The sequence below is a fragment of the Halomonas sp. M4R1S46 genome, assembly GCF_025725685.1.
Taxonomy (GTDB): Bacteria; Pseudomonadota; Gammaproteobacteria; order Pseudomonadales; family Halomonadaceae; genus Halomonas.
This window is the reverse complement of the sequence record NZ_CP107008.1, coordinates 2,297,123-2,320,559: the sequence shown is the minus strand read 5'-3', so window position 1 is coordinate 2,320,559 and position 23,437 is coordinate 2,297,123. Positions and strand designations below refer to the sequence as shown.

Genomic DNA, 23,437 nt, shown 5'->3' with positions numbered 1-23,437 from the left:
CCGGGGTCGGGAGGAGGGATGCAACTTTGGTCGCAAATTCACGGCCAGGCGTTGACCCCGACCAGCGAGGCGCCTAGCTTTCTATCCTGAAGAACGTGGTTCTGCCTTACAGAATTGTAAGCCAGTCGTCAGCGTTCGACAAGTCCAACGTTTCGTTCCACCGTCCAGGGGACCACAACAATGTCCAAGAGTACGCCGCTCAAACTCATCGCCGTCGCCGCCTTCACCGTCAGCGCCGGCTCCGCCATGGCCTTCGAACCCGAGGGCAAGGTCGAGTGCCTGGCCCCCGCCGACCCGGGCGGCGGCTGGGACTTCACCTGCCGCAGTGTCGGCAAGGTGATGGAGGACCTGGATATCGTTCCGCGCAGCGTCCAGACCATCAACATGGCCGGTGCCGGTGGCGGCGTGGCCTTCGGGCATACCGTCAGCAAGCGTGCCGGCGACGAGCAGTTGCTGGTGGCGGCCTCCACCGCGACCACCACGCGACTGGCCCAGGGGCAGTTCCCGAACATGAACGCCGACATGGTCAACTGGATCGGCGCCCTCGGGGCCGACTACGGCATCATCGCCGTGTCGGCGGATTCCGAGTACGAAGATCTCAATGGCCTGATGGATGCCCTCAAGGAAGATCCGCGCGCGGTCAAGTTCGCCGGCGGCAGCGCCAAGGGGGGCTGGGATCACCTCAAGGTGCTGATCGCCGCCCAGGCCGCCGATGTCGAGAACCTGCCGCGGATTCCCTACCTGTCGTACAACAACGGCGGCGAGGCACTGACGCAGGTGATCGGGGGGCACGTGGACGCCTTCACCGGTGACATCACCGAGGCCCAGGGCTTCATGGAATCCGGTGACCTCAAGGTGCTCGCGGTGCTGTCCGAGGAGCGCCTGCCGGGCGAGTTCTCCGATATCCCGACCGCCATGGAGCAGGGCATCGATGCCCTCGGCCCCAACTGGCGCGGCTTCTACATGCCGGCCGACATCTCCGACGAGGCCAGGCAGTACTGGGTCGATGCCATGGACACCATCTATGAAAGCGAGGAGTGGCAGAGCGTCATGACCCAGAACGGCCTGATGCCCTTCCATATGAGCGCCGGTGAGTTCGAGACCTTCGTCAAGGACCAGATCGCCGAGATCGAAACCCTCTCCAAGGACATCGGGCTGATTCAGTAATGACCTTCAACGACCGCATCTTCGGGGTCCTGATGATCGCCCTGGCCGTCGCGTACGGCTGGGGCACGACCCAGTTCCCCGAGCCGTTCGGCGGGACCGAAGCCGTCGGTCCCGAGACCTTCCCGCGCCTGCTGGCCGTCGTGCTGGCACTCTCCAGCCTGTACATGGTCGTGCGGCCGGATCCGGATAACGCCTGGCCGTGGAGCCGCACCGGCATCGAGCTGATCGTCGCCGTGGTGGTGTTGATCCTCTACGCCGCGCTGCTGCAGCCGCTGGGCTTCATCATCAGCACGACCCTGGCGGTGGGCACCCTGTGCTGGCGCATGGGCTCCGCCCCGGTGCGAGCCTTCGTCACCGGCGCGGCGTCGGGCGTGGTGGTCTTCCTGCTCTTCAACTTCGCCCTCGACCTGGCGCTGCCGCTGGGCCTGCTCTCGTTCCTGGAGGTGAGCTGATGGAGACCCTTGGCTTTTTGATGGATGGCTTCGGTGTCGCGCTGGCACCGCATAACCTGATGTTCGCGCTGCTCGGGGCCTTCCTCGGCACCCTGATCGGCGCCCTGCCGGGGCTCGGCCCGGCCAATGGGGTGGCGATCCTGATTCCGTTGGCCTTCACTCTCGGCCTGGCCCCGGAAACCGCGATGATCATGCTCACCTCGGTCTATGCCGGCGCCATGTACGGCGGGCGCATCTCGTCGATCCTGCTCAACATTCCCGGCGACGAGCCGGCGATGATGACCTGCCTCGACGGCTATCCGATGGCGCAACAGGGCAAGGCTTCCGAGGCCCTGGCGATCTCCGCCGTGGCCTCCTTCATCGGCAGCCTGGTCGCCACCATCGGGTTGATCCTGCTGGCGCCGTTGCTCGCCGACTTCGCCCTGACCTTCGGCCCGGCGGAGTACTTCGCGCTCTTCCTGCTGGCCTTCGCCACCCTCGGCGGCATCACCGGCAAGAACCCCATGAAGACCGTGGTGGCCGCCGCCATCGGGTTGATGATCGCCACCGTGGGCATCGACAACACCGGCGTGCAGCGCTACACCTTCGGTACCCTGGAGCTCTACGAGGGCGTGGACTTCATCATCGCCATCGTCGGGTTGTTCGCCATCTCCGAGCTGCTGTTCTTCATCGAGGAGAAGGCCGGCGGCGGCAAGGAGAAGATGGCCGTCAACAAGCTCACGCTCAGCTGGAAGGACATCCGCAACATCCTGCCGTCCAGCTTCCGGGGCGGCGTGCTGGGCTTCATCGCCGGGGTGCTGCCGGGCGCCGGCGCGTCCCTGGGCAGCTTCATCGGCTATACCCTCGAGAAGAAGATCGTCGGCAAGAAGGGCTACTTCGGCAAGGGCGACCCGCGCGGCGTGGCCGGGCCCGAGGCCGGCAACAACGGTGCCTCCAGCGGGGCCCTGGTGCCCATGCTGACCCTCGGCGTGCCGGGCAGCGGTACCACCGCGGTGCTGCTGGCACTGCTGATCTCGCTGAACATCACCCCCGGGCCGCTGATGTTCACCCAGAACGCCGACATCGTCTGGGGCGTGATCGCCGCGCTGCTGATCGGCAACTTCCTGCTGCTGGTGCTGAACATCCCGCTGGTGGGCATCTTCGTCAAGCTGCTCTCGGTGCCGCCGATGTACCTGCTGCCGGTGGTGACCATGATCGCCTTCGTGGGCATCTACTCGATCAGCAACACCACCTTCGACCTCTACTTCATGGTGGCCTTCGGCGTTGCCGGGTACATCTTCCGCAAGTTGGAGATCCCGCTGGTGCCGATCATCCTCGGCCTGCTGCTGGGGCCGGAGATGGAGAAGAACCTGCGCCATGCCATGGACATCTCCGACGGCGACTGGACCATCCTCTGGGACAGCGGCCTGGCCATCGGCCTGTGGGTGTTCGCCGGCCTGGGGCTGATCCTGCCCTATATCGTCGGCCCGCTGCTGCGTCGCCGCATGCAGCTCCAGACCGGCACGGGGGGGCCGGAGGGCGACTGATCGCCCGATATTCCCCGCAGCGCCACGAGGGGCGCCGGCCAGGCCGGCGCCCCTCGTGCTTTCCGGGCGGCCGAACCCGGCCTGCCTCATGCTACGGGCTACGAGTGCCCGTCTCAGCCTCGGCCGTGGCGGACGCTTTGCCCCATGACGGTGCGTTCGTCGCTCTCGCGTACTCGGATGGTGCAAAAGCCCACTCGCTCAGCGGCGCCGATGGTGCAAGCGGGCATCCGGATACCTCTTTGTGTACAAAACAACCATCTGATAAGAAACGGTTTTTTGGTGGCTTCACCAGATTGGTACGCGACTTGCTGAGGGAGAGGCAATAGCCACCGGACGCACAGGACCCTTGTCGATGACGGCCATCCCGCGCGCCATCCCTTCCCACCCCGAGTCGGGCCACCGCTTCGATGCCGGCCGCCGCTGGGCGGCGTCGCTGGACCTCGGCTTCTCGGCACGGGATGGCGTGACCCGTCTGGCCAGGGCGCGTCACCAGGGGCCATTGCGAGTCCAGCGCCCCTTCTATCCGGAAGGGCGCGATGCGGCAGGCCGCCCCGGCGCCTGCCACCTCTACCTGCTGCATCCCCCGGGCGGCCTGGTCAGCGGCGATGCGCTGCGCATCACCGCGGATGTCGAGATGGGAGCTCATGCGCTGCTGACCACGCCGGCCGCCAACAAGCTCTACATGGCGGACAGCCACGGCGTTGCCTGGGGCCAGCATACCCGGCTGCGCGCGGCAGACGGCGCCGTCCTCGAATGGCTGCCCCAGGAAACCATCGCTTTCGACGGTTCCCGGGGCGTGCAGCGCACGACCATCGAGCTTGCCGGTGGGGCCCGTTGCCTGGGCTGGGAGGTGCTGGCCCTGGGACGCCCGGCCAGCCGGCTTCCCTATGTCAGTGGATGCATCGAACAGCGCTTTCGCCTGCTCCGCGATGGGCGGCCGCTATGGCTGGAGCGCCAACCCCTCGACCCGGCCCACCCGCGCTTCCGGGGGCGCTGGGGGCAGGGGGGCGCGAGCGTCCAGGCGACCCTCTGGGCGGTGGGCCTGAGCGAGGAGAGCGATGCCATCGAGGCGCTCCGCGGGCGGCTCCCCGCGAACCCCTGCTGGGCGGTGACGGTGCGTCACGGCGTGCTGTTGCTGCGCTACCTGGGCAATGACCGCAACGAGGCCTGGCGGCTGTGCGAGGCGGCCTGGAAGGTCTTGCGACCGAGGCTGATCGGCCGGGAGGCCTGCGTGCCGCGGATCTGGCGGACCTGACAACAGCCGGAACCTTGAAGCTGGAAGTCCCCGTGATCTGGCTAAGGGGGTTCTTCGAGCTTCTCGCTTCCAGGCGCGCAGCGCCGCTCTTCCAGCTTGGTTGCGACAGGCTTGGCATCGAATGAAAGCGACATGGTTTGGGAGCTACCGCGATGGAACTCACCCCGAGAGACAAGGACAAGCTGCTGCTCTTCACCGCCGGCCTGTTGGCCGAGCGGCGCCGGGCTCGCGGCCTCAAGCTGAACTACCCCGAGGCGGTGGCGCTGATCAGCTGCGAGGTCATGGAGGGGGCGCGCGACGGCAGGAGCGTCGCCGAGCTGATGAGCGCGGGACGCGAGATCCTCGGCCGCGACGACGTGATGGAAGGCGTGGCCGAGATGGTCGACGAGGTGCAGGTCGAGGCGACCTTTCCGGACGGCACCAAGCTGGTCACGATCCATGACCCGATTGTGTGAAGGAGGGGAGTGCGGGGTAAGGGGTATGGAGTTACCCCTAACCCTTAACCCCTCACGGCGACTGCAAGGAGCCACGACATGATTCCCGGTGAATATCAATTGAAGGACGGCGAGATCGCGCTCTGCGAGGGCCGCGAAAGGATCAGCCTCGAGGTCGCCAATACCGGCGACCGGCCGGTACAGATCGGCTCCCACTACCACTTCGCCGAGGCCAACCCGGCCCTGGTCTTCGATCGGGCCCGGGCGCGGGGCTACCGCCTGGATGTCGCCGCCGGCACGGCGATTCGCTTCGAGCCCGGCCAGGTCCGGGAGGTGACGCTGATCCCCTATGCGGGGAGTCGGCATATCTTCGGCTTTCGCGGCGAGGTGATGGGTGTGCTGGACGACCGGCAGGGAGGTCGCTCATGACGTCCGGGAAGCAGATCAGCCGCCAGGCCTATGCCGATATGTACGGACCGACTACCGGCGACCGGGTGCGCCTCGGCGACACCGCGCTGTGGATCGAGGTGGAGCGGGATGCCACCCACTACGGCGACGAGGTGAAGTTCGGTGGTGGCAAGGTGATCCGCGACGGCATGGGGCAGAGCCAGCGTGTCGATGATGCCGTGATGGATACCGTGATCACCAATGCCCTGATCCTCGACTGGTGGGGGATCGTCAAGGCCGACGTGGGCCTCAGGGCGGGGCGCATCGCCGCCATCGGCAAGGCCGGCAACCCCGACACCCAGCCAGACGTCCAGCTGGTCATCGGGCCGGGCACCGAGGTCATCGCCGGGGAGGGCAAGATCCTCACCGCCGGTGCCGTCGACGCCCATATCCACTTCATCTGTCCCCAGCAGGTGGAGGAGGCGCTGATGAGCGGGGTCACCACCATGCTGGGGGGCGGGACCGGCCCGGCCACCGGCTCGAATGCCACCACCTGCACCCCGGGGGCCTGGCATATCGGCCGGATGCTCCAGGCCGTGGACGGCCTGCCGATGAATATCGGCTTTCTCGGCAAGGGCAACGCCAGCCTGCCGGAAGCCCTGGAAGCCCAGCTCGAGGCGGGGGCCATGGGCCTCAAGTTGCACGAGGACTGGGGGACCACGCCGGCCGCCATCGACAACTGCCTCGGCGTGGCCGAGCGCTACGACGTCCAGGTGGCCATCCATACCGACACCCTCAACGAGTCCGGCTTCGTCGAGGACACCCTGGCCGCCTTCAAGGAACGCGGTATCCATACCTACCATACCGAGGGCGCGGGGGGCGGCCATGCGCCCGATATCCTCACCGCCTGTGCCAAGCCCTACGTGCTGCCGTCGTCGACCAATCCCACCCGGCCCTACACGGTGAACACCATCGACGAGCATCTCGACATGCTGATGGTCTGCCACCACCTGGATCCGGCGATACCCGAGGACGTGGCCTTCGCCGACTCGCGCATCCGTCGCGAGACCATCGCCGCCGAGGACATCCTCCACGACCTGGGCGTGATCTCGATGATCGCCTCGGACTCCCAGGCCATGGGGCGGGTCGGCGAGGTGATCTGCCGCACCTGGCAGACCGCCCACAAGATGAAGCTGCAGCGTGGGCTGCTGCCCGAGGATCAGGCGCGCGGTGCCGACAACTTCCGCGCCAGGCGCTATATCGCCAAGACCACCATCAACCCGGCCCTCACCCATGGCATCGCCCATGAGGTGGGCTCGGTGGAGGTCGGCAAGCTGGCCGATCTGGCGCTGTGGGACCCGGCCTTCTTCGGCGTCAAGCCGGCGCTGATCCTCAAGGGCGGCATGATCGCCGCCGCCCCCATGGGCGATCCCAATGCCTCGATCCCCACGCCCCAGCCGGTGCACTACCGCCCCATGTTCGGTGCCTTCGGCCGGGCGGCGAGCCGCTCCCGGCTGACCTTCGTCAGCCAGGCCTCCCTGGACGCCGGCATCAAGGACCGGCTCGGGCTGGACAGCGACCTGGCCGCCTGTCGCGATGTCAGGCAGGTGAGGAAGGGCGACATGAAGCTCAACGATGCCTGTCCCGCCCTCAGCGTGGACCCCCAGACCTACGAGGTGCGTTGCGACGGCGAACTGCTGAGCTGCGAGCCGCTGGCCGAACTGCCCCTGGCCCAGCGCTATCACTTGTTCTAGCACGCCTGCAGCGCAGGAGGAGTGTGGGGTAAAGGGTAAGAGAGAAGGGGGCGGAGTCACTCCTCACTCCCAACCCCAGACTCTTCACCGCCCCACCCAGATTTCGAGGACATAGAGACATGCTGAAACTGACCGAACGCCTGGGGCCGATCACCGCCGACCCGGCCGCCGACAGCCTGACCCTGCCCTTCGAGCTGCGCACTCGCGGGCGCTTCAAGGCGACCAGCGACGCGGGACGCGAGGTCGGCGTCTTCCTCGATCGCGGCCCGGTGTTGCGCGACGGCGAGGGGCTGCGGGCCGAGGGCGGCGAGACACTCAGGGTGCGTGCCGCCGTGGAGCCGGTGATCACGGCCCGCATCGAGGCCGGCCTCGCGCTGGCGCGGCTGTGCTATCACCTGGGTAACCGCCATGTGCAGTTGGCCCTGGGCGGCGGCGATGCCGGTACCGGTTGGGTGCGTTTCCCGCCGGACCATGTGCTGGAGGCCCTGGCCGAGCGCCTGGGGGCCCGGCTCGAGCGTCACGAGGCGCCCTTCGATCCCGAGCCGGGGGCCTATGCCCACGCCGGGGAAGGACATGGTCACCACCATCACCACCACGGTCAGGCGCACGGCCATGCCCACTGAGTGGCGGGGGGCCACGACCGAAGGCGATGACCTGGCGCTGCTGGGCCTGCTGCAGCTGGTCAGCCCGGCGCTGCCGATCGGCGCCTTCGCCTGGTCCCAGGGGCTGGAGAGTGCCTTCGAGCTGGGCTGGGTGGCGGACGAGGCGAGCCTCGCCCGCTGGCTGGAGGGCGTGCTCGACGATGGCCTGGCGCGCTGCGAGCTGCCGGTGCTGGCCCGGCTCATGTCGGCCTGGGCGGACCGGGACGGGGCGACGGTGACCCGCTGGAACGACTGGCTCGCCGCCAATCGCGAGACCTCCGAGCTGGCCGCCGAGGACGGCCGCCTCGGCGCCGCCCTGGTCCGCCTGCTGGCGAGTCTCGAGCTCCTGCCCGGCGAGACGCCGCTGCCCCAGCCGGCCGGTTACGTCACCGTCTTCGCCTGGCTGGCCCATGCCCGCGGTATCGTCCCCCGTCAGGCGCTGCTGGGGTTCGCCTGGGCCTGGCTGGAGAACCAGCTCGCGGTGGCCTGCAAGGCGCTGCCGCTCGGTCACACCGCGGCCCAGCGCCTGGTCGAGCGCCTGCGGCCGTCCCTGGTGGCGGCCGTGGACGCGGCCCTGTCGCGGGATGACGAGGCGCTCGGCCCGGTGCTGCCGGGGCTGGCGCTGGCCAGTGCCCAGCACGAGACCCAGTATTCACGCCTGTTCAGAAGTTAGCGCCCAGCGCCAAGACAGGACGGCAGGGCGATCACTGGCGAATCCACCTCGCGCGGCCGCTGGCTCTGCGACCGCGAGAGGCCGGCCGGAGGGCCAGGGTTTCGGCCGCGTGGTGTGGTGAGGCCAGTGGGTCGCCCGTGCCGGGAAGGCAAACGATAGAAGCATGCATGAGGAGAGATCGAGATGACCCATTGTTTACGCGTAGGCGTCGGCGGCCCGGTCGGCTCCGGCAAGACCGCGCTGCTCAAGCAGCTGTGCCTGGCACTGCGCGACCACTACGACATCGCGGTGGTCACCAATGATATCTATACCCGGGAGGATGCCGACTTCCTGACCCGTCACGAGGCCCTGCCCGAGGACCGCATCCTCGGGGTGGAGACCGGCGGCTGCCCGCATACCGCCATCCGCGAGGATGCTTCCATGAACCTCGCCGCCATCGACGACCTCCAGGCCCGCCATCCGGGGCTCGAGCTGGTGCTGGTGGAGTCCGGGGGCGACAACCTCTCGGCAACCTTCAGTCCCGAGCTCTCCGACCTGACGCTCTACGTCATCGATGTCTCCGCCGGCGACAAGATTCCCCGCAAGGGCGGTCCCGGGATCACCAAGTCGGACCTGCTGATCATCAACAAGATCGATATCGCCGAGCAGGTGCACGCCTCCCTGGCGGTGATGGAGCGCGACTCGCGACGCATGCGCGGCGAGCGCCCGTTCGTCTTCGCCAACCTGCATGACGGCATCGGGGTGGAGGAGATCATCGCCTTCATCCTCGATCGCGGCATGCTGCCCGAGCGCCGGCCGCCCCAGGGCCGGACCACGGCGGACGACCTATCCGCCTGACCCTCGTTCCCCCTCAAGGAGACTCTCCGATGCTTCGTCTTGCCACCTCCGCCGTGCTCGCTGGCCTGCTGGCGAGCCCCCCCGTCCTCGGCCATCCCGGACATGGTGCCCCGTCGCTGCACCAGCATGCCGCCGAGCCTTCGCCCCTGGTCCTGCTGGGCGTCGCCACCCTCGCGACCGTCGCCGTCAGCCTGCTGGGGCGGGCCCTGTTGCGGCGTCGCCGGGCGCGCCCCCAGCCCTGACACGACGCCGGCATGCGCTCCCCCTGCGCCTCGCCGCCTGCACGCCGGCGGCGGGCGCGTTATGCTGCTGATGATCGTCGTCGGCCGGCGTCCAGGATGGCCGGCCGGGCCGGCAAGGAGAGTCAGGGATGCACAGGCGACGCGGATCGCGCGGGGGGAGGATGCCCATGGGAGCGTGGATACTGGCCATCGGGCTGCTCGCGTGGTTGGCCATGGGCCTGTGGCAGCGCTACAAGCCGCTGCCCGAGGGCATCGGCGAGGCCTATCCGGTGCGCGGCGTCGACGCGGTGCGGTTCCTCGCCGACGAGACCTGGTACGACGCCGAGGGAGACCGACAGCATCGCCGGGTCATCTTCGACGAGGTGCTCGGCCTGATCGGCCAGGCGCAACGCCTGGTGGTGGTCGACATGTTCCTGTTCAACGACTTCGCCGGCGAGGCCCGTGGCCACGAGTTCCGCCCCCTCTCGGCACAGCTCACCCGGGCGCTGGTGCGACAGCGGGAGCGGCATCCCGACCTCCGGGCGGTGCTTATCACCGACCCGCTGAATACCGTCTATGGCGGTCTCGAGCTCGCTCACCTGCAACGCCTGCGCGAGGCCGGCGTCTCGGTGGTCATGACCGACCTGACGCGCCTGCGCGCTTCCAACCCGATCTGGTCCGGGCTCTGGCATCTCGGGCCGCGCTGGCTCGGTAACAGCGTCCAGGGTGGCTGGCTGCCCAACATCCTGGGCCCGGGGCGCGTGACCCTGCGCAGCTACCTGGCCCTGGCCAACTTCAATGCCAACCATCGCAAGACCCTGGTGGTGGATCACGGCGAGGGCTGGGCCGGGCTCGTGACCTCGGCGAACCCCCATGATGCCAGCAGCCTGCACGTCAACGTGGCGCTGCGCTTCGAGGGCGCCGCGGCGCTGGACCTGCTGGGCTCGGAGCGTGCGGTGGCGGCCTGGTCGGGCGTCGAGGTGCCGGGGCCGATGCCTCCGGCGGCCGATGACGACGTCCCGGGCCTGCGCCTGCAGCTGCTCACCGAGGGGGCCATCCTCGATGCCCTGCTGACCGCCGTCGAGCGCACCCGGGAAGGAGACCGGCTGGATATCGCGGTCTTCTACCTGGCTCATCGCGACCTCATCGAGGCGCTGATCGCCGCACGACGGCGTGGCGTCGAGGTCCGCGTGCTCCTCGACCCCAACCGGGAGGCCTTCGGCATCGACAAGGGGGGCATCCCCAATCGGCCGGTGGCCGATGAGCTGGTGACGGCCGGCATCGCGGTGCGCTGGTGCGCCACCCGCGGGGAGCAGTGTCACAGCAAGCTGCTGTTTCGCCATCCGGCGGACGGCGGAGAGGCGGAACTGATCCTCGGTTCGGCCAACTTCACCCGACGCAACCTGGATGACCTGAACCTCGAGACCAGCGTGCGGCTCACCGGCCCGCCACAGCACCCGTCGCTGGCCGAGGCGGCGGCCTTCTTCACCCGTCGCTGGCAGTCCACGCCGGAGCGGCTGACCAGCCATCCCTACGGGAAGCAGGACGCGGTCAGCGCGTCGACCTGGTGGCGCTATCGGGTCATGGAGGCCACCGGGCTCTCGACGTTCTGACCGCCAGGCCACGACACCGGCGCGAGCTGGGCCGCGGGCAACCGACTCTCGGGCGTGTGCCGAACGCCTGACGCAGCGATGGAGGCATGTTATGGAGCGATTCTGGCTGGGAGTGAAGCTGGTGCTGATGGCGCTGGTGGGGATTCTCGTCATTCAGAACTTCTCGCTGGTGGAGATTCGGCTGTTGACCTGGAGTGTCACCCTGCCGATGCCCTTGCTGATCGTCGCCCTCTACTTGCTGGGAATGGTCAGCGGGCGCAGCCTGTTAGGTCTGATCCGACGGCTGGGCGGTCGCCGTGACCCGCGCTGAGCGGTGGCTCAGTCGACATGGGTGACAGCCTGATGCCGGGGATCCAGGTACCAGGGCACGCCGAGCCGGGCATTGCGTTCGAGTTCGGCGATGACCTGGGCACCGAGCAGGAGAATGACGGCACCCACCTCCAGGGACAGCAGCACCACGATCAGGGTCGCGAGCGAGCCATAGACGACATTCACGAAGGACAGGTTCTCGAAGTAGAACACCAGCAGCAGCCGGACTCCCTCCCACAGCAGGGCGGCGACGAAGCCCCCGACGACGGCGCGTCGCACGGCGATGCGTACCACCGGCAGGACCTTGTAGATGGCGCTGAAGAGCAGGAAGACACCGGCGAAGCTGGTCAGGTTGAGGGCGGTGCCGGAGAGTCCCGCCAGGGGCAGTTCGCGGCCCAGCACCGCCATCCATAGCGCATTGACCGCGCTGGCCAGGCTCACCAGCAGGGTCAGGCCCAGCAGGCCGGCGCCCAGCACCAGCATGAAGGCATAGGGCATCAGCACCGAGACCCAGATCGAGCGACGCGTATGGGTGTCCGGGGCGTGGAAGATGATCGCCAGGGCATCCTCGAGCATGCGAAAGACGAAGGAGCTGAACACCAGCAGCACGGGGATGCCGAGGATGCCGATGGCATCGCGGGAGTCGAGCAGGGTGCGCACGGCATCCAGCAGCACCTCGGCGTGGGCCGGTGCCAGGTGCCGGGCCTGGATGGCCAGCACGCCGAGCAGGTGCTGCTCGTCCACCACCTGGGCGAGCAGTACCACCAGCAGCGCGAACAGCGGCACGATGGAGAGCAGGATGTTGTAGCCGACGCCGCCGGCCAGCAGGATCCCCCGATTGCGCAGGAAGGCGGCGAGGACCCGCCAGGCGAAATGCAGCACCCGCGGCAGCAGGGTGAACATGCGGTGGCGGTCGGGGGCGCGGTCCGGCGGTGCGGTCATGGGCAATCCGGTCGGGTGGCTTTCGGCATGATATGCCGAGTGCCGCCTTCTGCGTCAATCCTCGCCGCGGCACCCCGACCAGCGACAGGCTTCGGGGCGTGCGTTGCCGCCGGGCATGGCGGTGTGCCCCTACCGCGTGTTGCCCTATCGGACGAGGCAATCGCCGAGACCCGTCGGCGCTTCGGGGTGTATGCTGAAATGGTTGCCGGGGCGCCTGCCCAGGGTGTCGCTGGCCCCAGCCAATGATCAAGGGAGAATGCCCGATGGCCGATAGCTCGATGGGACAGCTCTTCAAGGACAATCGCGTCAGAGGCCTGGCGGCCGTGGCGGTGGTTGCCATCGTCTGGGCCCTGGTGGCCCAGTCCAGCGTGAGTTCCAGCAACGAGGCGCGCCAGTCGCTGCAGGCGCGACTGGAGGCGGCGTTGGCGGAGAACGAGTCGCTCTCCGGGCGGCTCGCCCGGCTGGACGAGGCCGAGACCGATGTCGACAGCCTCCAGACGACGATCGAGGAGCTTGAGACCCGCCGACAGGATGCCCAGGCCGAACTCGAGGGCAGGACGGCCGAGCTGAGCAGTGCCCAGAACCAGCTCGAGGAGGTGCGTGCCCGGGTCGAGACCCTGCAGGCCGACGCCGAGGGTGCCGAGAGCCGGCTGGCCGAGGCCGAGACTGCCCTGGCCGATGTCCAGCAGCAGGCCGAGGATGCCAAGCAGGCCCGTGACGAGGCCGAGGCGGCCCGCGACGAGGCCGAAGCCGCCCGCGAGCAGGCCGAACAGGCTCGCCAGCAGGCCGCCGACCAGCGTGAGGCGATGACCCAGGAGATCACCGCCCTGGAGGAACAGATCGGTGAGCTCGAGGCCTCCCTGGAGACGCTCAACCAGGAGCAGCAGACCCTGCAGACCCAGCGCGACGAGACGCGCAACGAGTTCGAGAACCTCAAGGTGGCGATCCAGATCGGCCGTGATGAGCTCGCCGAGCTCGAGTCCCAGATCGAGGCGCGCCGCCGCCAGCTCGAGCAGCTGAACGCCGAGCTCGACGCCTGGCGCGAGCAGCTGGCCGAGCTGGACGCCCGTGTCGCCGAGAGCGCCGCGGCCTCCGGAACGGCTGCCGCCGAGACCAGCGATGCCTCCGCCGGCAACGACCAAGCGTCCTCTGACAGCGAACCGCAGGCCACCTCTTCCAGCGCCACTGACGCCCCGGAGGAGGGGGCTTCCAGCGAGGCCAACGACCAGGCCCCCACTTCAAGCGATCCGGAAGCCGCCAGCGCCACCGATGACTCCGCGGACACCTCGTCACAGACCACGACGGCCGATGAAGTCGATCAGGATGTCGGCGGCGAGGAGGCGTCGGCGGATGACGCCGAGGCGGCGTCCATGGAGTCCTCGAACTCCTGATCCATCCGCGCGCCGTTCAGGCCCAGGGGGCGCGCCGCGGTGCGCCCCCTGTCGTTACCAGGCAGGGGGGCGGCATTGCATCGGGGCGCGCCGGGACGGGTATACTGGCGCCAGTTGCCGCCTGGGCGGCACCGCCAACTGCAGAAGGAGCGAGTCGTGATCGAAGGGGTCAAGCACATCGTCGCCGTGGCGTCCGGCAAGGGCGGGGTGGGCAAGTCCACCGTCACTGCCAATCTGGCGCTGGCCATGGCCGCCGAGGGCTATCGCGTGGGGGTTCTCGATGCCGATATCTACGGGCCCAGCCAGGCCCAGATGCTGGGCGTCGGTGAGGGCGTGCGGCCGGAGGCCGCCGGCGAGAATCGCATGAAGCCGCTCCAGGCCCATGGCATCCAGGCCATGTCCATGGCCTTCATGGTGGATATCCGCGAGCCGATGGTGTGGCGTGGCCCGATGGTGGCCGGCGCCTTCCAGCAGCTGCTGACCCAGACCGCCTGGGACGACCTGGACGTGCTGTTCATCGACATGCCGCCGGGCACCGGGGACATCCAGCTGACCCTGGCCCAGAAGGTGCCGGTGGATGGTGCCGTGATCGTCACCACCCCCCAGGACATCGCCCTGCTGGATGCCCGCAAGGGCATCGAGATGTTCCGCAAGGTCAACGTGCCGGTGCTCGGCGTGGTCGAGAACATGAGCCTGCACGTCTGCTCCAATTGCGGCCACAGCGAGCCGATCTTCGGCGAGGGCGGCGGCGAGCGCATCGCCGGCGAATACGACACCCGGGTGCTGGGTCGCCTGCCGCTGGCGCTGTCGATCCGCGAGCAGGCCGACGGCGGTCGGCCCACTGTGGTGGCCGAGCCGGAGGGCGAGGTGACCGCGACCTTCCGCGACATGGCACGCCAGGTGGCCGACCAGCTGGCGGATGCGTCGTCCGAGGGGCCGGAGATCTCCTTCAGCGACTGAGGCGGCGCGCGGCGCGAACAGTGACGCCCGACCGTGGGGCCGCTATCATGGCGGCCCCTTTCGTTTCGATTCCACCCAGCAGGACGACCCATGAGCATCAAATCCGACCACTGGATCCGCCGCATGGCCGAGCGGGAAGGCATGATCGAGCCCTTCGAGGCCGACCAGGTGCGCTATGTGAACGATCGGCGGGTGATCTCCTACGGGACGTCCAGCTACGGCTACGATGTGCGCTGCGCCGACGAGTTCAAGGTCTTCACCAACATCCACTCGGCGGTGGTCGACCCCAAGGGCTTCGACGACAAGAGCTTCGTCGACATCAAGGGCGATGTCTGCGTGATCCCGCCCAACTCCTTCGCCCTGGCGCGCACCGTGGAGTACTTCCGCATCCCGCGCAGCGTGCTGACCATCTGCCTCGGCAAGTCCACCTATGCCCGCTGCGGGATCATCGTCAACGTCACGCCCCTGGAGCCGGAGTGGGAAGGGCACGTGACCCTGGAGTTCTCCAACACCACCAACCTGCCGGCCAAGATCTATGCCAACGAGGGCGTGGCCCAGATGCTGTTCCTCGAGTCCGACGAGGTCTGCGCGACCTCCTACAAGGACCGTGGCGGCAAGTACATGGGTCAGCGGGGCGTCACGTTGCCGCGTACCTGAGCCGGCGGAGCCGGCTCAGAAGCTTGAAGCTGGAAGAGCGGCGCTGCGCGCCTGGAAGCTCGAAGATAACCCTCGACCCAGGCTCTGGAGGCGACAAGCTGCCTTCCAGCTTCCAGCTTCCAGCTTCCAGCTTCCAGCTTCCAGCTTCCAGCTTCCAGCTCCGGGCGAAGCCCGGCTCTTCCAGCTTACAGCTCCCGATCCTCGTCGAGTTCCTCCGCGGCGTCGGCGTGGGACATGCGTAGCCCCTGGGCGGGCAGCGGCATGCCGTCGAAGCGGGCGCCGTCGTCGCCGAACCGCAGGCGGCCTTCCAGGCACCATTTCACGGCGATCGGGTAGATCAGGTGCTCCCGGGCGTGGACCTTCTCCTTGAGGCTTTCCTCGGTCTCGCCCTCGGCCACCTCGACCGCCGCCTGCAGCAGCACCGGGCCGCCGTCGAGCTCCTCGGTGACGAAGTGCACGCTGCAGCCGTGCTCGGCGGCGCCGTCGGCGAGCGCTCGGGCGTGGGTGTTCAGGCCCTGATAGGCCGGCAGCAGCGAGGGGTGGATATTGATCAACCGCCCCAGGAAGCGCTGCACGAAACGCGGGGTGAGGATGCGCATGAAGCCGGCCAGCACCACCAGGTCGGGCTCGTGGCGCTCGATGACCTTGATCAGGGCGCCGTCGTAGGCCTCGCGGCTCTCGTACTCGCGGTGGGGCAGGGCGACGGCGTCGATGCCGGCGTCCCGGGCCCGCTTGAGGCCATAGGCGTCGGGCTGGTTGGAGATCACCGCGACGATCTCGCCGCCCAGGCGGTCGTGGCTCTGTTCGTCGATCAGCGCCTGGAGGTTGCTGCCGTTGCCGGAGATCAGCACCACCACCCGCCGGGCCTCGGCGGGCTCGGGGGTGAAGTCCTGCAGGGTGTCGCTCTGGTAACCGGACTCGCTCATGCCTTGAGGTTCTCCAGCCGGACCGCGTCCTCGTCCTCGCCGCAGGCAACGATCTCGCCGATGCGATGGACCCTCTCGCCAAGGCCCTGCAGGTGGGCGCGGGCCTGGTCGGCCTTGTCCGCCGGCACCACCAGCACCATGCCGATGCCGCAGTTGAGCACCCGGTGCATCTCGTGCTCGTCGACGTTGCCTTTTTCCTGCAGCCAGTCGAAGACGGCCGGGCGGGTCCAACTGGCCACGTCGATGCGCGCGGCCGTCCCCTCCGGGAGCACGCGCGGCAGGTTCTCGAGCAGCCCGCCGCCGGTGATGTGCGAGAGCGCATGCACCGGCACGTCGGTCTCCTTGAGCAGCGACAGCAGTGGCTTGACGTAGATGCGGGTCGGCGCCAGCAGCGCCTCGCCGAGGGGCCGGCCGTCGATGGCGGTGTCCAGGGAGGCGCCCGAGACCTCGAGGATCTTGCGGATCAGCGAGTAGCCGTTGGAGTGGGGGCCGGAGGAGGCCATGCCCAGCAGCACGTCGCCCTCGGCGACCCGCCGGCCGTCGAGGATCTCGTCCTTCTCGACGACGCCGACGCAGAAGCCGGCCAGGTCGTAGTCGCTGCCCTCGTACATGCCGGGCATCTCGGCGGTCTCGCCGCCGACCAGGGCGCAGCCGGCCTGCTCGCAGCCTTCCCCGATGCCGGTCACCACGTCGGCGGCGATGTCCACATCCAGCTTGCCCGTGGCATAGTAGTCGAGGAACAGCAGCGGCTCGGCGCCGGCGACCACCAGGTCGTTGACGCACATGGCCACCAGGTCGATGCCGATGGTGTCGTGACGGCCGAGATCCATCGCCAGGCGCAGCTTGGTGCCCACGCCGTCGGTGCCGGTCACCAGCACCGGCTCGCGATAGCCGCTGGGCAGCTGGCACAGGGCGCCGAAGCCGCCCAGGCCGCCCATCACCTCGGGGCGGGTGGTGCGGCGGGCGACGCCCTTGATGCGGTCGACCAGGGCATTGCCGGCATCGATGTCGACGCCGGCATCCTTGTAGCTGAGGGAGGCCCCGCTCGGGCGATTGGTGGAATCGGTCATGACCTGTCCTGTATGAACATTGCTGTCGAAGAGTCGTCCCGACACCGTGGCGGGCCCGCGCGCTGGGGCGCCACGGTGGGCAAGAGTGGGCAGGAATTGTAGCATCACGACGCGCGGCTCGCACCGCCGTGCCAGGCATCACACAGGGAGAGCGCGATGCGCAGACAGGGGTGGATAGTGGCCGCGCTCGCGGCCCTGGGGTTGTGGTTCTTCATCAGCATCGAGCCGGTGCTGATGCCGTTCTTCGTCAGCATGATACTGGCCTATCTGGGCGACCCGCTGGCCGACCGGCTGGAGGCACACGGACTGTCACGCCGGCTCTCGGTGGTGGTGGTCTTCCTGCTGCTGACGCTGGCCATCGTGCTGACCCTGCTGCTGGTGATCCCGCTGCTGGGCCGCCAGATCGGCCAGCTGGTCGAGCTGATGCCGGTGGCCCTGAGCTGGATGCAGGGCAGCGTGCTGCCCAGGCTCCAGGCGCTGACCGGCATCGACCTCTCCACCGACTTCGATCAAATGCGCCAGGCCCTGCTGGAGAACTGGCGGGAGACCGGCACCTTCGCCGCCACCCTGCTGGCCCAGGTGTCCAAGTCGGGCCTGGCGCTGGCCGCCTGGGTGGGCAACCTGGCGCTGATCCCGGTGGTGACCTTCTACCTGCTGCTCGACTGGGATGACCTGGTGGCCAAGCTGCGCGGCTCCCTGCCACGCAGTTGGGAGCCCGCCGCGGTGCGCCTGGCAAGCGAGTGTGACGAGGTGCTGTCGTCCTTCCTGCGCGGCCAGTTGATCGTGATGCTGTGCCTGGGCGTGATCTATGCCATCGGCCTGACCCTGCTGGGGGTGAAGTTCGGCCTGCTGATCGGCCTGCTCTCCGGACTGGCCAGCATCGTCCCCTACCTGGGGGTGATCGTGGGCATCTCGGTAGCCGGCCTGGTGGCGTTCTTCCAGTTCGGCGATCCCCTGATGCTGCTCGGGGTGGCGGGAATCTTCGGCTTCGGGCAGCTCGTCGAGAGCACCCTGCTGCAACCCAAGTTGCTGGGCGACAAGATCGGGCTGCACCCCGTCGCGGTGATCTTCGCCGTGCTGGCCGGTGGCCAGCTGTTCGGCTTCACCGGCGTGCTGCTGGCATTGCCGGTGGCCGCCGTGGTGATGGTGGTGTTGCGTTATCTCCACGAGCATTATAAAAACAGCACACTGTATGACGCGGGCTACCGATCCCAGGAGCCCCAGGACGAGGAGTCGCCATGAGCCGTGCACCCGCACAGCTGCCGCTGGGCGTGGGGCTGCGCGACGATGCCACCTTCGCCAACTTCCACCCCGGGCCCAGTGCGACCCTGGTCGATCGCCTGCAGCACCAACTGGACGACGACGGCGAGCCCTTCCTGTATCTCTGGGGGGGCGACGGCGTGGGGCGCAGCCACCTGCTCCAGGCGGCCTGCCATGCGGCCTCCGACCGCGACCGCCGTGCGCTCTACCTGCCGCTGGAGGAGCTCGGCCACTTTCCGCCGCTGATGCTCGAGGAAGTCGAGCGCCTGGACCTGGTGGCCATCGACGACCTCGACCGGGTGGTGGGCCGCAGGCGCTGGGAAGAGGCCCTGTTCCATGCCTTCAACCGCCTGCGTGACGAGGGGCGGCGCCTGGTGATCGCCGCCTCCGCGCCACCCCGGCAGCTGGGCGTCGCCTTGCCGGACCTGGCCTCGCGGCTGACCTGGGGGATGACCTTCCATGTCTCGGGGCTCGATGATGGCGGGCGGCTGGAGGCGCTGCAGCTGCGCGCCCGGGTGCGTGGCATGCAGCTCCCCGACGAGGTGGCGCGCTATATCCTGCACCGCGGGCCGCGGCGGCTGGAGGCATTGTTCGAGGCCCTCGAGACCCTCGATCGGGCCTCGCTGTCGGCCCAGCGCAAGCTGACCATTCCGTTCGTCAAGCAGGCGCTGGGCTGGTAGTCACCACCCGCCCGCCTGGCAGGGGGTGCGGGTGTCGAATCGGTAAGAGTAGAGGATGTCCTGCTTCGTCCTCGTCGCCAAGGAGGCGATTGGGGTTCGAGGCGAGCACCAGGAGGCCTTACGCTGGAAGGGCTCCTGGGCGGGTAGCGGGGGCATGGCTTCACGGGGCATTCGAGCGGACGCTGGCCACGGCGTCGAACAGCAGCGATGGCCGTTGCCACAAGGAATTGACGAAGATGGTGGTCACGCTGGCGGCCATGGCCACCATGGCCCATACGGGATAGATCAGGCCGGTGGAGGCCAGCGGGATGCCGATGCCGTTGAACAGGAAGGCCAGCGAGACGTTCTGCAGCATCTTGCGATATCCCCACTGGCTGATCCGCCAGGCGGTCACCACGCTGCTCACCTGTGCGTTGAGGATGATGATGTCGGCGGCGTCGATGGCGATGTCGGTGCCGCTGCCCATGGCGATGCCCACTTCCGCCTGCATCAGCGCGGGGGCGTCGTTGATGCCGTCGCCGACCATGGCGACCCGCCCCCCGCGCTGCATCTTCCGCAGCAAGTCGGCCTTCTGTTCCGGTAGCACGCCGGCGTGGACGGTGTCGATGCCCACCAGTTCGGCGATATGCCGGGCGGTGCGCGCGTTGTCGCCGGTCATCAGCGCGGTGTCGATGCCCAGGGCGTGGAGCCGTTGCACGGTCTCCGCGGCATCGGCCCGCAGGCCGTCGCCCAGGGCGATGGCCCCCAGCAGCCGTTCGCCACGGGCGATGACGATGACCGTCTGGCCCTGCTGCTCGGCGCTTTCGATGCCATCACTCACCGGTGCCAGGTCGATGCCTTGCTCGACGAGAAAGGTCGGGCTGCCGACCCATACCGGTTCGTCGTCCACCCGGGCGATGACGCCTCGGCCGGAGTGCCCCTGGAACTCGGTCACGTCGGGGATCGCCAGGTCCCGTGCCAGGGCCGCTTCGACCACGGCACGGCCCAGGGGATGTTCCGAGGCGGACTCGACCGCGGCGGCAAGCGACAGCAGGGTGTCGTCGTCGCCGTCGATACTGGTGATGTCACGTACCGCGGGGCGCCCCTCGGTGAGCGTGCCGGTCTTGTCGAACACCACGGTGGTGACGCGCCGCAGCGCCTGGAAGGACTCACCGGTGCGCATCAGCACCCCCTGGTCGGCCGCCTCGCCGGCGCCCCGCACGATGGAGAGCGGCGCGGAGATGCCCACCGCGCAGGGATAGCCCATCACCAGCACGGTGAGGGCGGCGAACACGGCCCGTTCCAGGTCGGGCGCGGCCCCCCAGAGCAGCGGCGCACTCATCCAGAACCCGAAGGCCAGCGCCGAGACGATCAGTACCGCGGGGGTATAGATCCGCAGTACCCGGTCCACCAGATGCAACAGACCCGGCTTGAGTGCCCGGGCATCTTCCAGGCTGCGCACCACCTGATGCAGGAAGCTCGCCTCGCCGGTGGCCGTCACCCGCACCACTAGCGTGCCGTTGCCATTGATGGTGCCGCCGACCACCGAATCGCCCGCCGTCTTCTCGATCGGCAGGGGTTCGCCGGTGACCAGGGACTGATCCACGGCCGAGTCGCCATCGATGACCTCGCCGTCCACCGGGATACGCTCGCCGGGGCGGATACGCACCCACATGCCGGTTTCCACCTGCGCCACCGGCAGGTCGCGTTCGCCGCCGCCCTCGCCGATGATGTGGGCGGTCTCTGGCTGCAGGTCGAGCAGGCGACGCACCGACTGGGAGCTGCGGGTCTTGACGATCAGCGAAAGCCACTCGGAGAAGAGGTGGTAGCTCAGCACCATGACCGATACGGCGAAGAAGGCGGCGGTGGGGTAGCCGTCGGGCCGCAGTACCAGACCGATGCCGCCGCCGACCAGGCCCGCGAAGGCACCGATCTCCACCAGCACGTGTTGGTTGAGAATGCCACGGCGCAGCGCCTGATAGGCCATGACCAGCATCTGCCGGGCGATGCCGAACACCATGGCGAGGGCCAGGCCCGCGACCAGGATCGCCTCCTGGCCCGCCAGCAGGTTTCCGGCGCGCAGCCCGAACAGGACCAGACCGCCCAGGGCCAACAGCGCGCTACCGCCCAGGGCGGCTCGGGTGCCCTGGCCGCGAAGGACGGCATAGCCGAAGATCACCAGGCTGACGTAGACCAGGGTGGAGAGCCCCAGGGTCCAGGGCGACGCGGGATCGACGATCAGGCCCACCGCCGCCAGACTGGCGGCCAGCGCCACCAGGAAGCGGTTGCGCTCGCGAGCCAGCTCGCGCTCCTGGTCAGCGTAGGGTTCGATCTTGCGAGGGTCGCTGAGGGTGTAGCCGATGGCCTGCAGGGTGCCCATCAGCGTCTCGGCACTGGTCTCGCGCGTGTCGTATTCCACCAGGGCCTGTTCGTGGGTGAGGCTGACCGCCACGCGGCGCACCCCCGGTTTCTGTCCCAGGGCGCGCTCGATGGTGCCGGTGCACAGCGAGCAGTGCAGCCCGCCGATATGGGCCCTCACCCGCTGGATCTCCGGTTCCCCGGTGGATTCCAGGCTCCAGGGGGGGAGGCCATCCTCAGTCGTTGCTGTCGCTGCCGTACCCATCGCACGCCCGTCGGTGAAAATGAGGTCATGCGTCAAGGATAGGGGCCGTACCTTGCTACGTGGTCAAGCGCCGATGGGTACCAATCAGGGCTATCGCAGTTGAGTCTGACGAGGGGCGCCGGGGACAAGCCGAAGAGGAGGTCCTACGCCAGGGAAGGCGTCGGTAGCAATGGGATGGAGTCCTCCCCACCCAACATCGGCGTCGTAGCGCCACACTGGTGAGGGGAGTGCATCACACCTACCAGCCTGAGGATGAGGAGAACTCCCCATGAACATTACCCGGGTCGGCGTCGATATCGCAAAGTCCGTCTTCCACGTGCATGGCGTGGATCGCCATGACCAGGTCCAGTGGCGCGGAAAGTACTCCCGCGCCAAGTGGCTGAATGCGATCGTCAAGCGGGTCCCCGCCGGAGCCGAGATCGGCATGGAAGCCTGCGCCTCGTCTCACCACTGGGCTCGAGAGCTGCAGGCGCGCGGCTATCGCGTGAAGCTGATCGCAGCCCAGTTCGTGAAGCCCTACGTGAAGAGTCACAAGAACGACCGGGTCGACGCCGAAGCCATCTGTGAAGCCATGGCACGACCGCACATGCGCTTTGTGGCCATCAAGAGCGTTGCGCAGCAGGATAGCCAGGCCGCGCACCGCATCCGCGAAGAGCTGATTCGGCAGCGCACGGCCAAGGCCAACCAGATACGGGGGTTGGTGGGGGAGTATGGCTTGGTAGCCCCGGCCGGTATCGGCCAGCTGCGCGCCGCACTGCCCCGCTGGCTGGAAGAGGCGGAGAACGGGCTGACGGATGCCTTTCGTGTCCTGCTGGCCGGCCTCGCCGAGGACCTGCGTCACCTGGATGACCGTATCACCACGGTCACGGCGGGCATCGAGCGGCAGGCGAAGGCCGATCCCGTGGCGAAACGCCTGCTGGCGCTGCAGGGGGTCGGCCCACTGACGGCCAGTGCCCTGGCCGGCGCCTTGGGCGATGGCCAGGCCTTCCGTCGCGGACGCGACTTCGCCGCCTCGCTCGGCTTGACGCCGCATCAACATAGCACCGGTGGGAAAAACCGCCTCTTAGGCATCAGCAAGCGCGGCGACGGCTATCTGCGCAAGTTGCTGGTGCACGGGGCCCGGTCGGCCCTCCGCCACGTGGGCAGTAAGGAGGATGACCTGAGCCACTGGCTTAGGCACCTGGCCGAGCGCAAGCACGCCAATGTGGCGGTGGTGGCCCTGGCCAACAAGACGGCGCGCATTGCCTGGGCCGTCACTCGACATGAGACGTCCTATGAGGCCTCGTTGGCGGCCGGCCCGTTGGCATGAAAACGTTTTTTATTTAATGAGTTAGAGCATACGGATCATCTCCACCACGATTGCTGAGCATGCTGCAGGATGGCGAACAGGTCGAACCGATGTCGGAAAATCCCTTATGTACGCCGAGCCATCAAGCTCGTGGTAGCGACGGGGGGCCGACGTGCGCATAGCCCATCAGGGTCCGATGCCATCAAGGCATCCTTAGCGAGACCGGATATACGTTTGCAGTCGTACCTAGCTGTGTAAACCCACCAGGTTGTTCACGGAAAGCCTCAGCCGGCTAACCGGAGGCCGATAATCCAGACTGGCATGTGGCCGATGCCAGTTGTACGTAAGCGTCCGGTGACCCCATCTACCGCTGAGCCGCGAATTCCGAGACG

General features: G+C 68.2%; 23 protein-coding genes. 19 read left to right on the top strand and 4 right to left on the bottom strand.

Annotation, left to right across the window (positions count from 1 at the left end; all coding sequences use genetic code 11):
- The first annotated feature begins 180 nt into the window (after positions 1-180).
- The 13 genes from OCT48_RS10985 (at position 181) to OCT48_RS10925 (ending at position 11,270) form a co-directional block, all read left to right on the top strand.
- Positions 181-1,167, top strand: a complete 987-nt coding sequence (locus OCT48_RS10985; protein WP_263589200.1) for a Bug family tripartite tricarboxylate transporter substrate binding protein — start codon at positions 181-183, stop codon at positions 1,165-1,167.
- The gene (locus tag OCT48_RS10980; protein WP_263589199.1) at positions 1,167-1,619 is read left to right on the top strand and encodes a tripartite tricarboxylate transporter TctB family protein; all 453 of its coding nucleotides are present in this window, start codon (positions 1,167-1,169) and stop codon (positions 1,617-1,619) included. Before OCT48_RS10985 ends, OCT48_RS10980 begins: the two co-directional genes overlap by 1 nt.
- Positions 1,619-3,145 carry a tripartite tricarboxylate transporter permease gene (locus OCT48_RS10975; RefSeq protein ID WP_263589198.1) on the top strand — a complete coding sequence of 509 codons (1,527 nt, stop codon included), beginning with the start codon at positions 1,619-1,621 and terminating at the stop codon, positions 3,143-3,145. The genes OCT48_RS10980 and OCT48_RS10975 overlap by 1 nt, the downstream gene beginning before the upstream one ends.
- 352 nt (positions 3,146-3,497) lie before the next feature.
- Positions 3,498-4,400 carry an urease accessory protein UreD gene (locus OCT48_RS10970; protein ID WP_263589197.1) on the top strand — a complete coding sequence of 301 codons (903 nt, stop codon included), beginning with the start codon at positions 3,498-3,500 and terminating at the stop codon, positions 4,398-4,400.
- Between the two features lie 152 nt (positions 4,401-4,552).
- Positions 4,553-4,855 carry an urease subunit gamma gene (gene ureA / locus OCT48_RS10965; RefSeq protein ID WP_263589196.1) on the top strand — a complete coding sequence of 101 codons (303 nt, stop codon included), beginning with the start codon at positions 4,553-4,555 and terminating at the stop codon, positions 4,853-4,855.
- Between the two features lie 78 nt (positions 4,856-4,933).
- On the top strand, positions 4,934-5,263 hold the full coding sequence (locus OCT48_RS10960) for an urease subunit beta (protein WP_263589195.1): 330 nt from the start codon (positions 4,934-4,936) through the stop codon (positions 5,261-5,263).
- Positions 5,260-6,975 (top strand): urease subunit alpha, encoded by a 1,716-nt coding sequence (gene ureC, locus OCT48_RS10955; RefSeq protein WP_263589194.1) that lies wholly within the window; start codon positions 5,260-5,262, stop codon positions 6,973-6,975. Before OCT48_RS10960 ends, ureC begins: the two co-directional genes overlap by 4 nt.
- A 119-nt stretch (positions 6,976-7,094) precedes the next feature.
- Positions 7,095-7,598 carry an urease accessory protein UreE gene (ureE, locus tag OCT48_RS10950; protein ID WP_263589193.1) on the top strand — a complete coding sequence of 168 codons (504 nt, stop codon included), beginning with the start codon at positions 7,095-7,097 and terminating at the stop codon, positions 7,596-7,598.
- Positions 7,588-8,289 carry an urease accessory protein UreF gene (locus tag OCT48_RS10945; protein WP_263592612.1) on the top strand — a complete coding sequence of 234 codons (702 nt, stop codon included), beginning with the start codon at positions 7,588-7,590 and terminating at the stop codon, positions 8,287-8,289. The genes ureE and OCT48_RS10945 overlap by 11 nt, the downstream gene beginning before the upstream one ends.
- Positions 8,290-8,472: 183 nt before the next feature.
- Entirely contained in the window at positions 8,473-9,126 is a 654-nt protein-coding gene (ureG, locus tag OCT48_RS10940; RefSeq protein WP_263589192.1) for an urease accessory protein UreG, read from the top strand.
- A 29-nt stretch (positions 9,127-9,155) separates the two neighbouring features.
- A complete protein-coding gene (locus tag OCT48_RS10935; RefSeq protein WP_263589191.1) occupies positions 9,156-9,368 on the top strand; it encodes a hypothetical protein in 213 nt (70 codons plus the stop codon).
- A 167-nt stretch (positions 9,369-9,535) separates the two neighbouring features.
- Positions 9,536-10,960 (top strand): phospholipase D family protein, encoded by a 1,425-nt coding sequence (locus tag OCT48_RS10930; RefSeq protein WP_263589190.1) that lies wholly within the window; start codon positions 9,536-9,538, stop codon positions 10,958-10,960.
- Positions 10,961-11,051: 91 nt separating this feature from the next.
- Complete coding sequence (locus OCT48_RS10925) at positions 11,052-11,270, top strand: DUF1049 domain-containing protein (protein ID WP_263589189.1); 219 nt, start codon at positions 11,052-11,054, stop codon at positions 11,268-11,270.
- 8 nt (positions 11,271-11,278) lie between these two features.
- On the opposite strand, the gene OCT48_RS10920 is transcribed toward OCT48_RS10925, so the two are convergent.
- Complete coding sequence (locus tag OCT48_RS10920) at positions 11,279-12,211, bottom strand: YihY/virulence factor BrkB family protein (protein WP_263589188.1); 933 nt, start codon at positions 12,209-12,211, stop codon at positions 11,279-11,281.
- 263 nt (positions 12,212-12,474) lie between these two features.
- Between OCT48_RS10920 and OCT48_RS10915 the strand changes: the two genes are divergently transcribed.
- The 3 genes from OCT48_RS10915 to dcd all read left to right on the top strand — a co-directional run bounded on the left by OCT48_RS10915 (position 12,475) and on the right by dcd (position 15,219).
- A complete protein-coding gene (locus tag OCT48_RS10915; RefSeq protein WP_263589187.1) occupies positions 12,475-13,602 on the top strand; it encodes a hypothetical protein in 1,128 nt (375 codons plus the stop codon).
- 159 nt (positions 13,603-13,761) lie between these two features.
- Positions 13,762-14,562, top strand: a complete 801-nt coding sequence (gene apbC / locus OCT48_RS10910) for an iron-sulfur cluster carrier protein ApbC (RefSeq protein ID WP_412031044.1) — start codon at positions 13,762-13,764, stop codon at positions 14,560-14,562.
- A gap of 90 nt (positions 14,563-14,652) precedes the next feature.
- A complete protein-coding gene (gene dcd / locus OCT48_RS10905; protein ID WP_126486044.1) occupies positions 14,653-15,219 on the top strand; it encodes a dCTP deaminase in 567 nt (188 codons plus the stop codon).
- Positions 15,220-15,404: 185 nt separating this feature from the next.
- On the opposite strand, the gene purN is transcribed toward dcd, so the two are convergent.
- Complete coding sequence (gene purN, locus OCT48_RS10900; protein ID WP_263589185.1) at positions 15,405-16,145, bottom strand: phosphoribosylglycinamide formyltransferase; 741 nt, start codon at positions 16,143-16,145, stop codon at positions 15,405-15,407.
- Entirely contained in the window at positions 16,142-17,215 is a 1,074-nt protein-coding gene (purM, locus tag OCT48_RS10895; RefSeq protein WP_263589184.1) for a phosphoribosylformylglycinamidine cyclo-ligase, read from the bottom strand. Before purM ends, purN begins: the two co-directional genes overlap by 4 nt.
- Positions 17,216-17,371: 156 nt before the next feature.
- Here purM and OCT48_RS10890 point away from each other — a divergent pair, with 156 nt between their 5' ends.
- Positions 17,372-18,457: an AI-2E family transporter gene (locus OCT48_RS10890; RefSeq protein WP_263589183.1), complete on the top strand. Its 1,086-nt coding sequence runs from the start codon at positions 17,372-17,374 to the stop codon at positions 18,455-18,457.
- A complete protein-coding gene (gene hda, locus OCT48_RS10885; RefSeq protein ID WP_263589182.1) occupies positions 18,454-19,155 on the top strand; it encodes a DnaA regulatory inactivator Hda in 702 nt (233 codons plus the stop codon). Before OCT48_RS10890 ends, hda begins: the two co-directional genes overlap by 4 nt.
- 160 nt (positions 19,156-19,315) lie before the next feature.
- On the opposite strand, the gene OCT48_RS10880 is transcribed toward hda, so the two are convergent.
- Positions 19,316-21,673 (bottom strand): heavy metal translocating P-type ATPase, encoded by a 2,358-nt coding sequence (locus tag OCT48_RS10880; protein ID WP_263589181.1) that lies wholly within the window; start codon positions 21,671-21,673, stop codon positions 19,316-19,318.
- A gap of 352 nt (positions 21,674-22,025) precedes the next feature.
- On the opposite strand from OCT48_RS10880, the gene OCT48_RS10875 reads away from it, so the two are divergent.
- Positions 22,026-23,066: an IS110 family transposase gene (locus tag OCT48_RS10875; protein ID WP_263589180.1), complete on the top strand. Its 1,041-nt coding sequence runs from the start codon at positions 22,026-22,028 to the stop codon at positions 23,064-23,066.
- Positions 23,067-23,437: the final 371 nt, after the last annotated feature.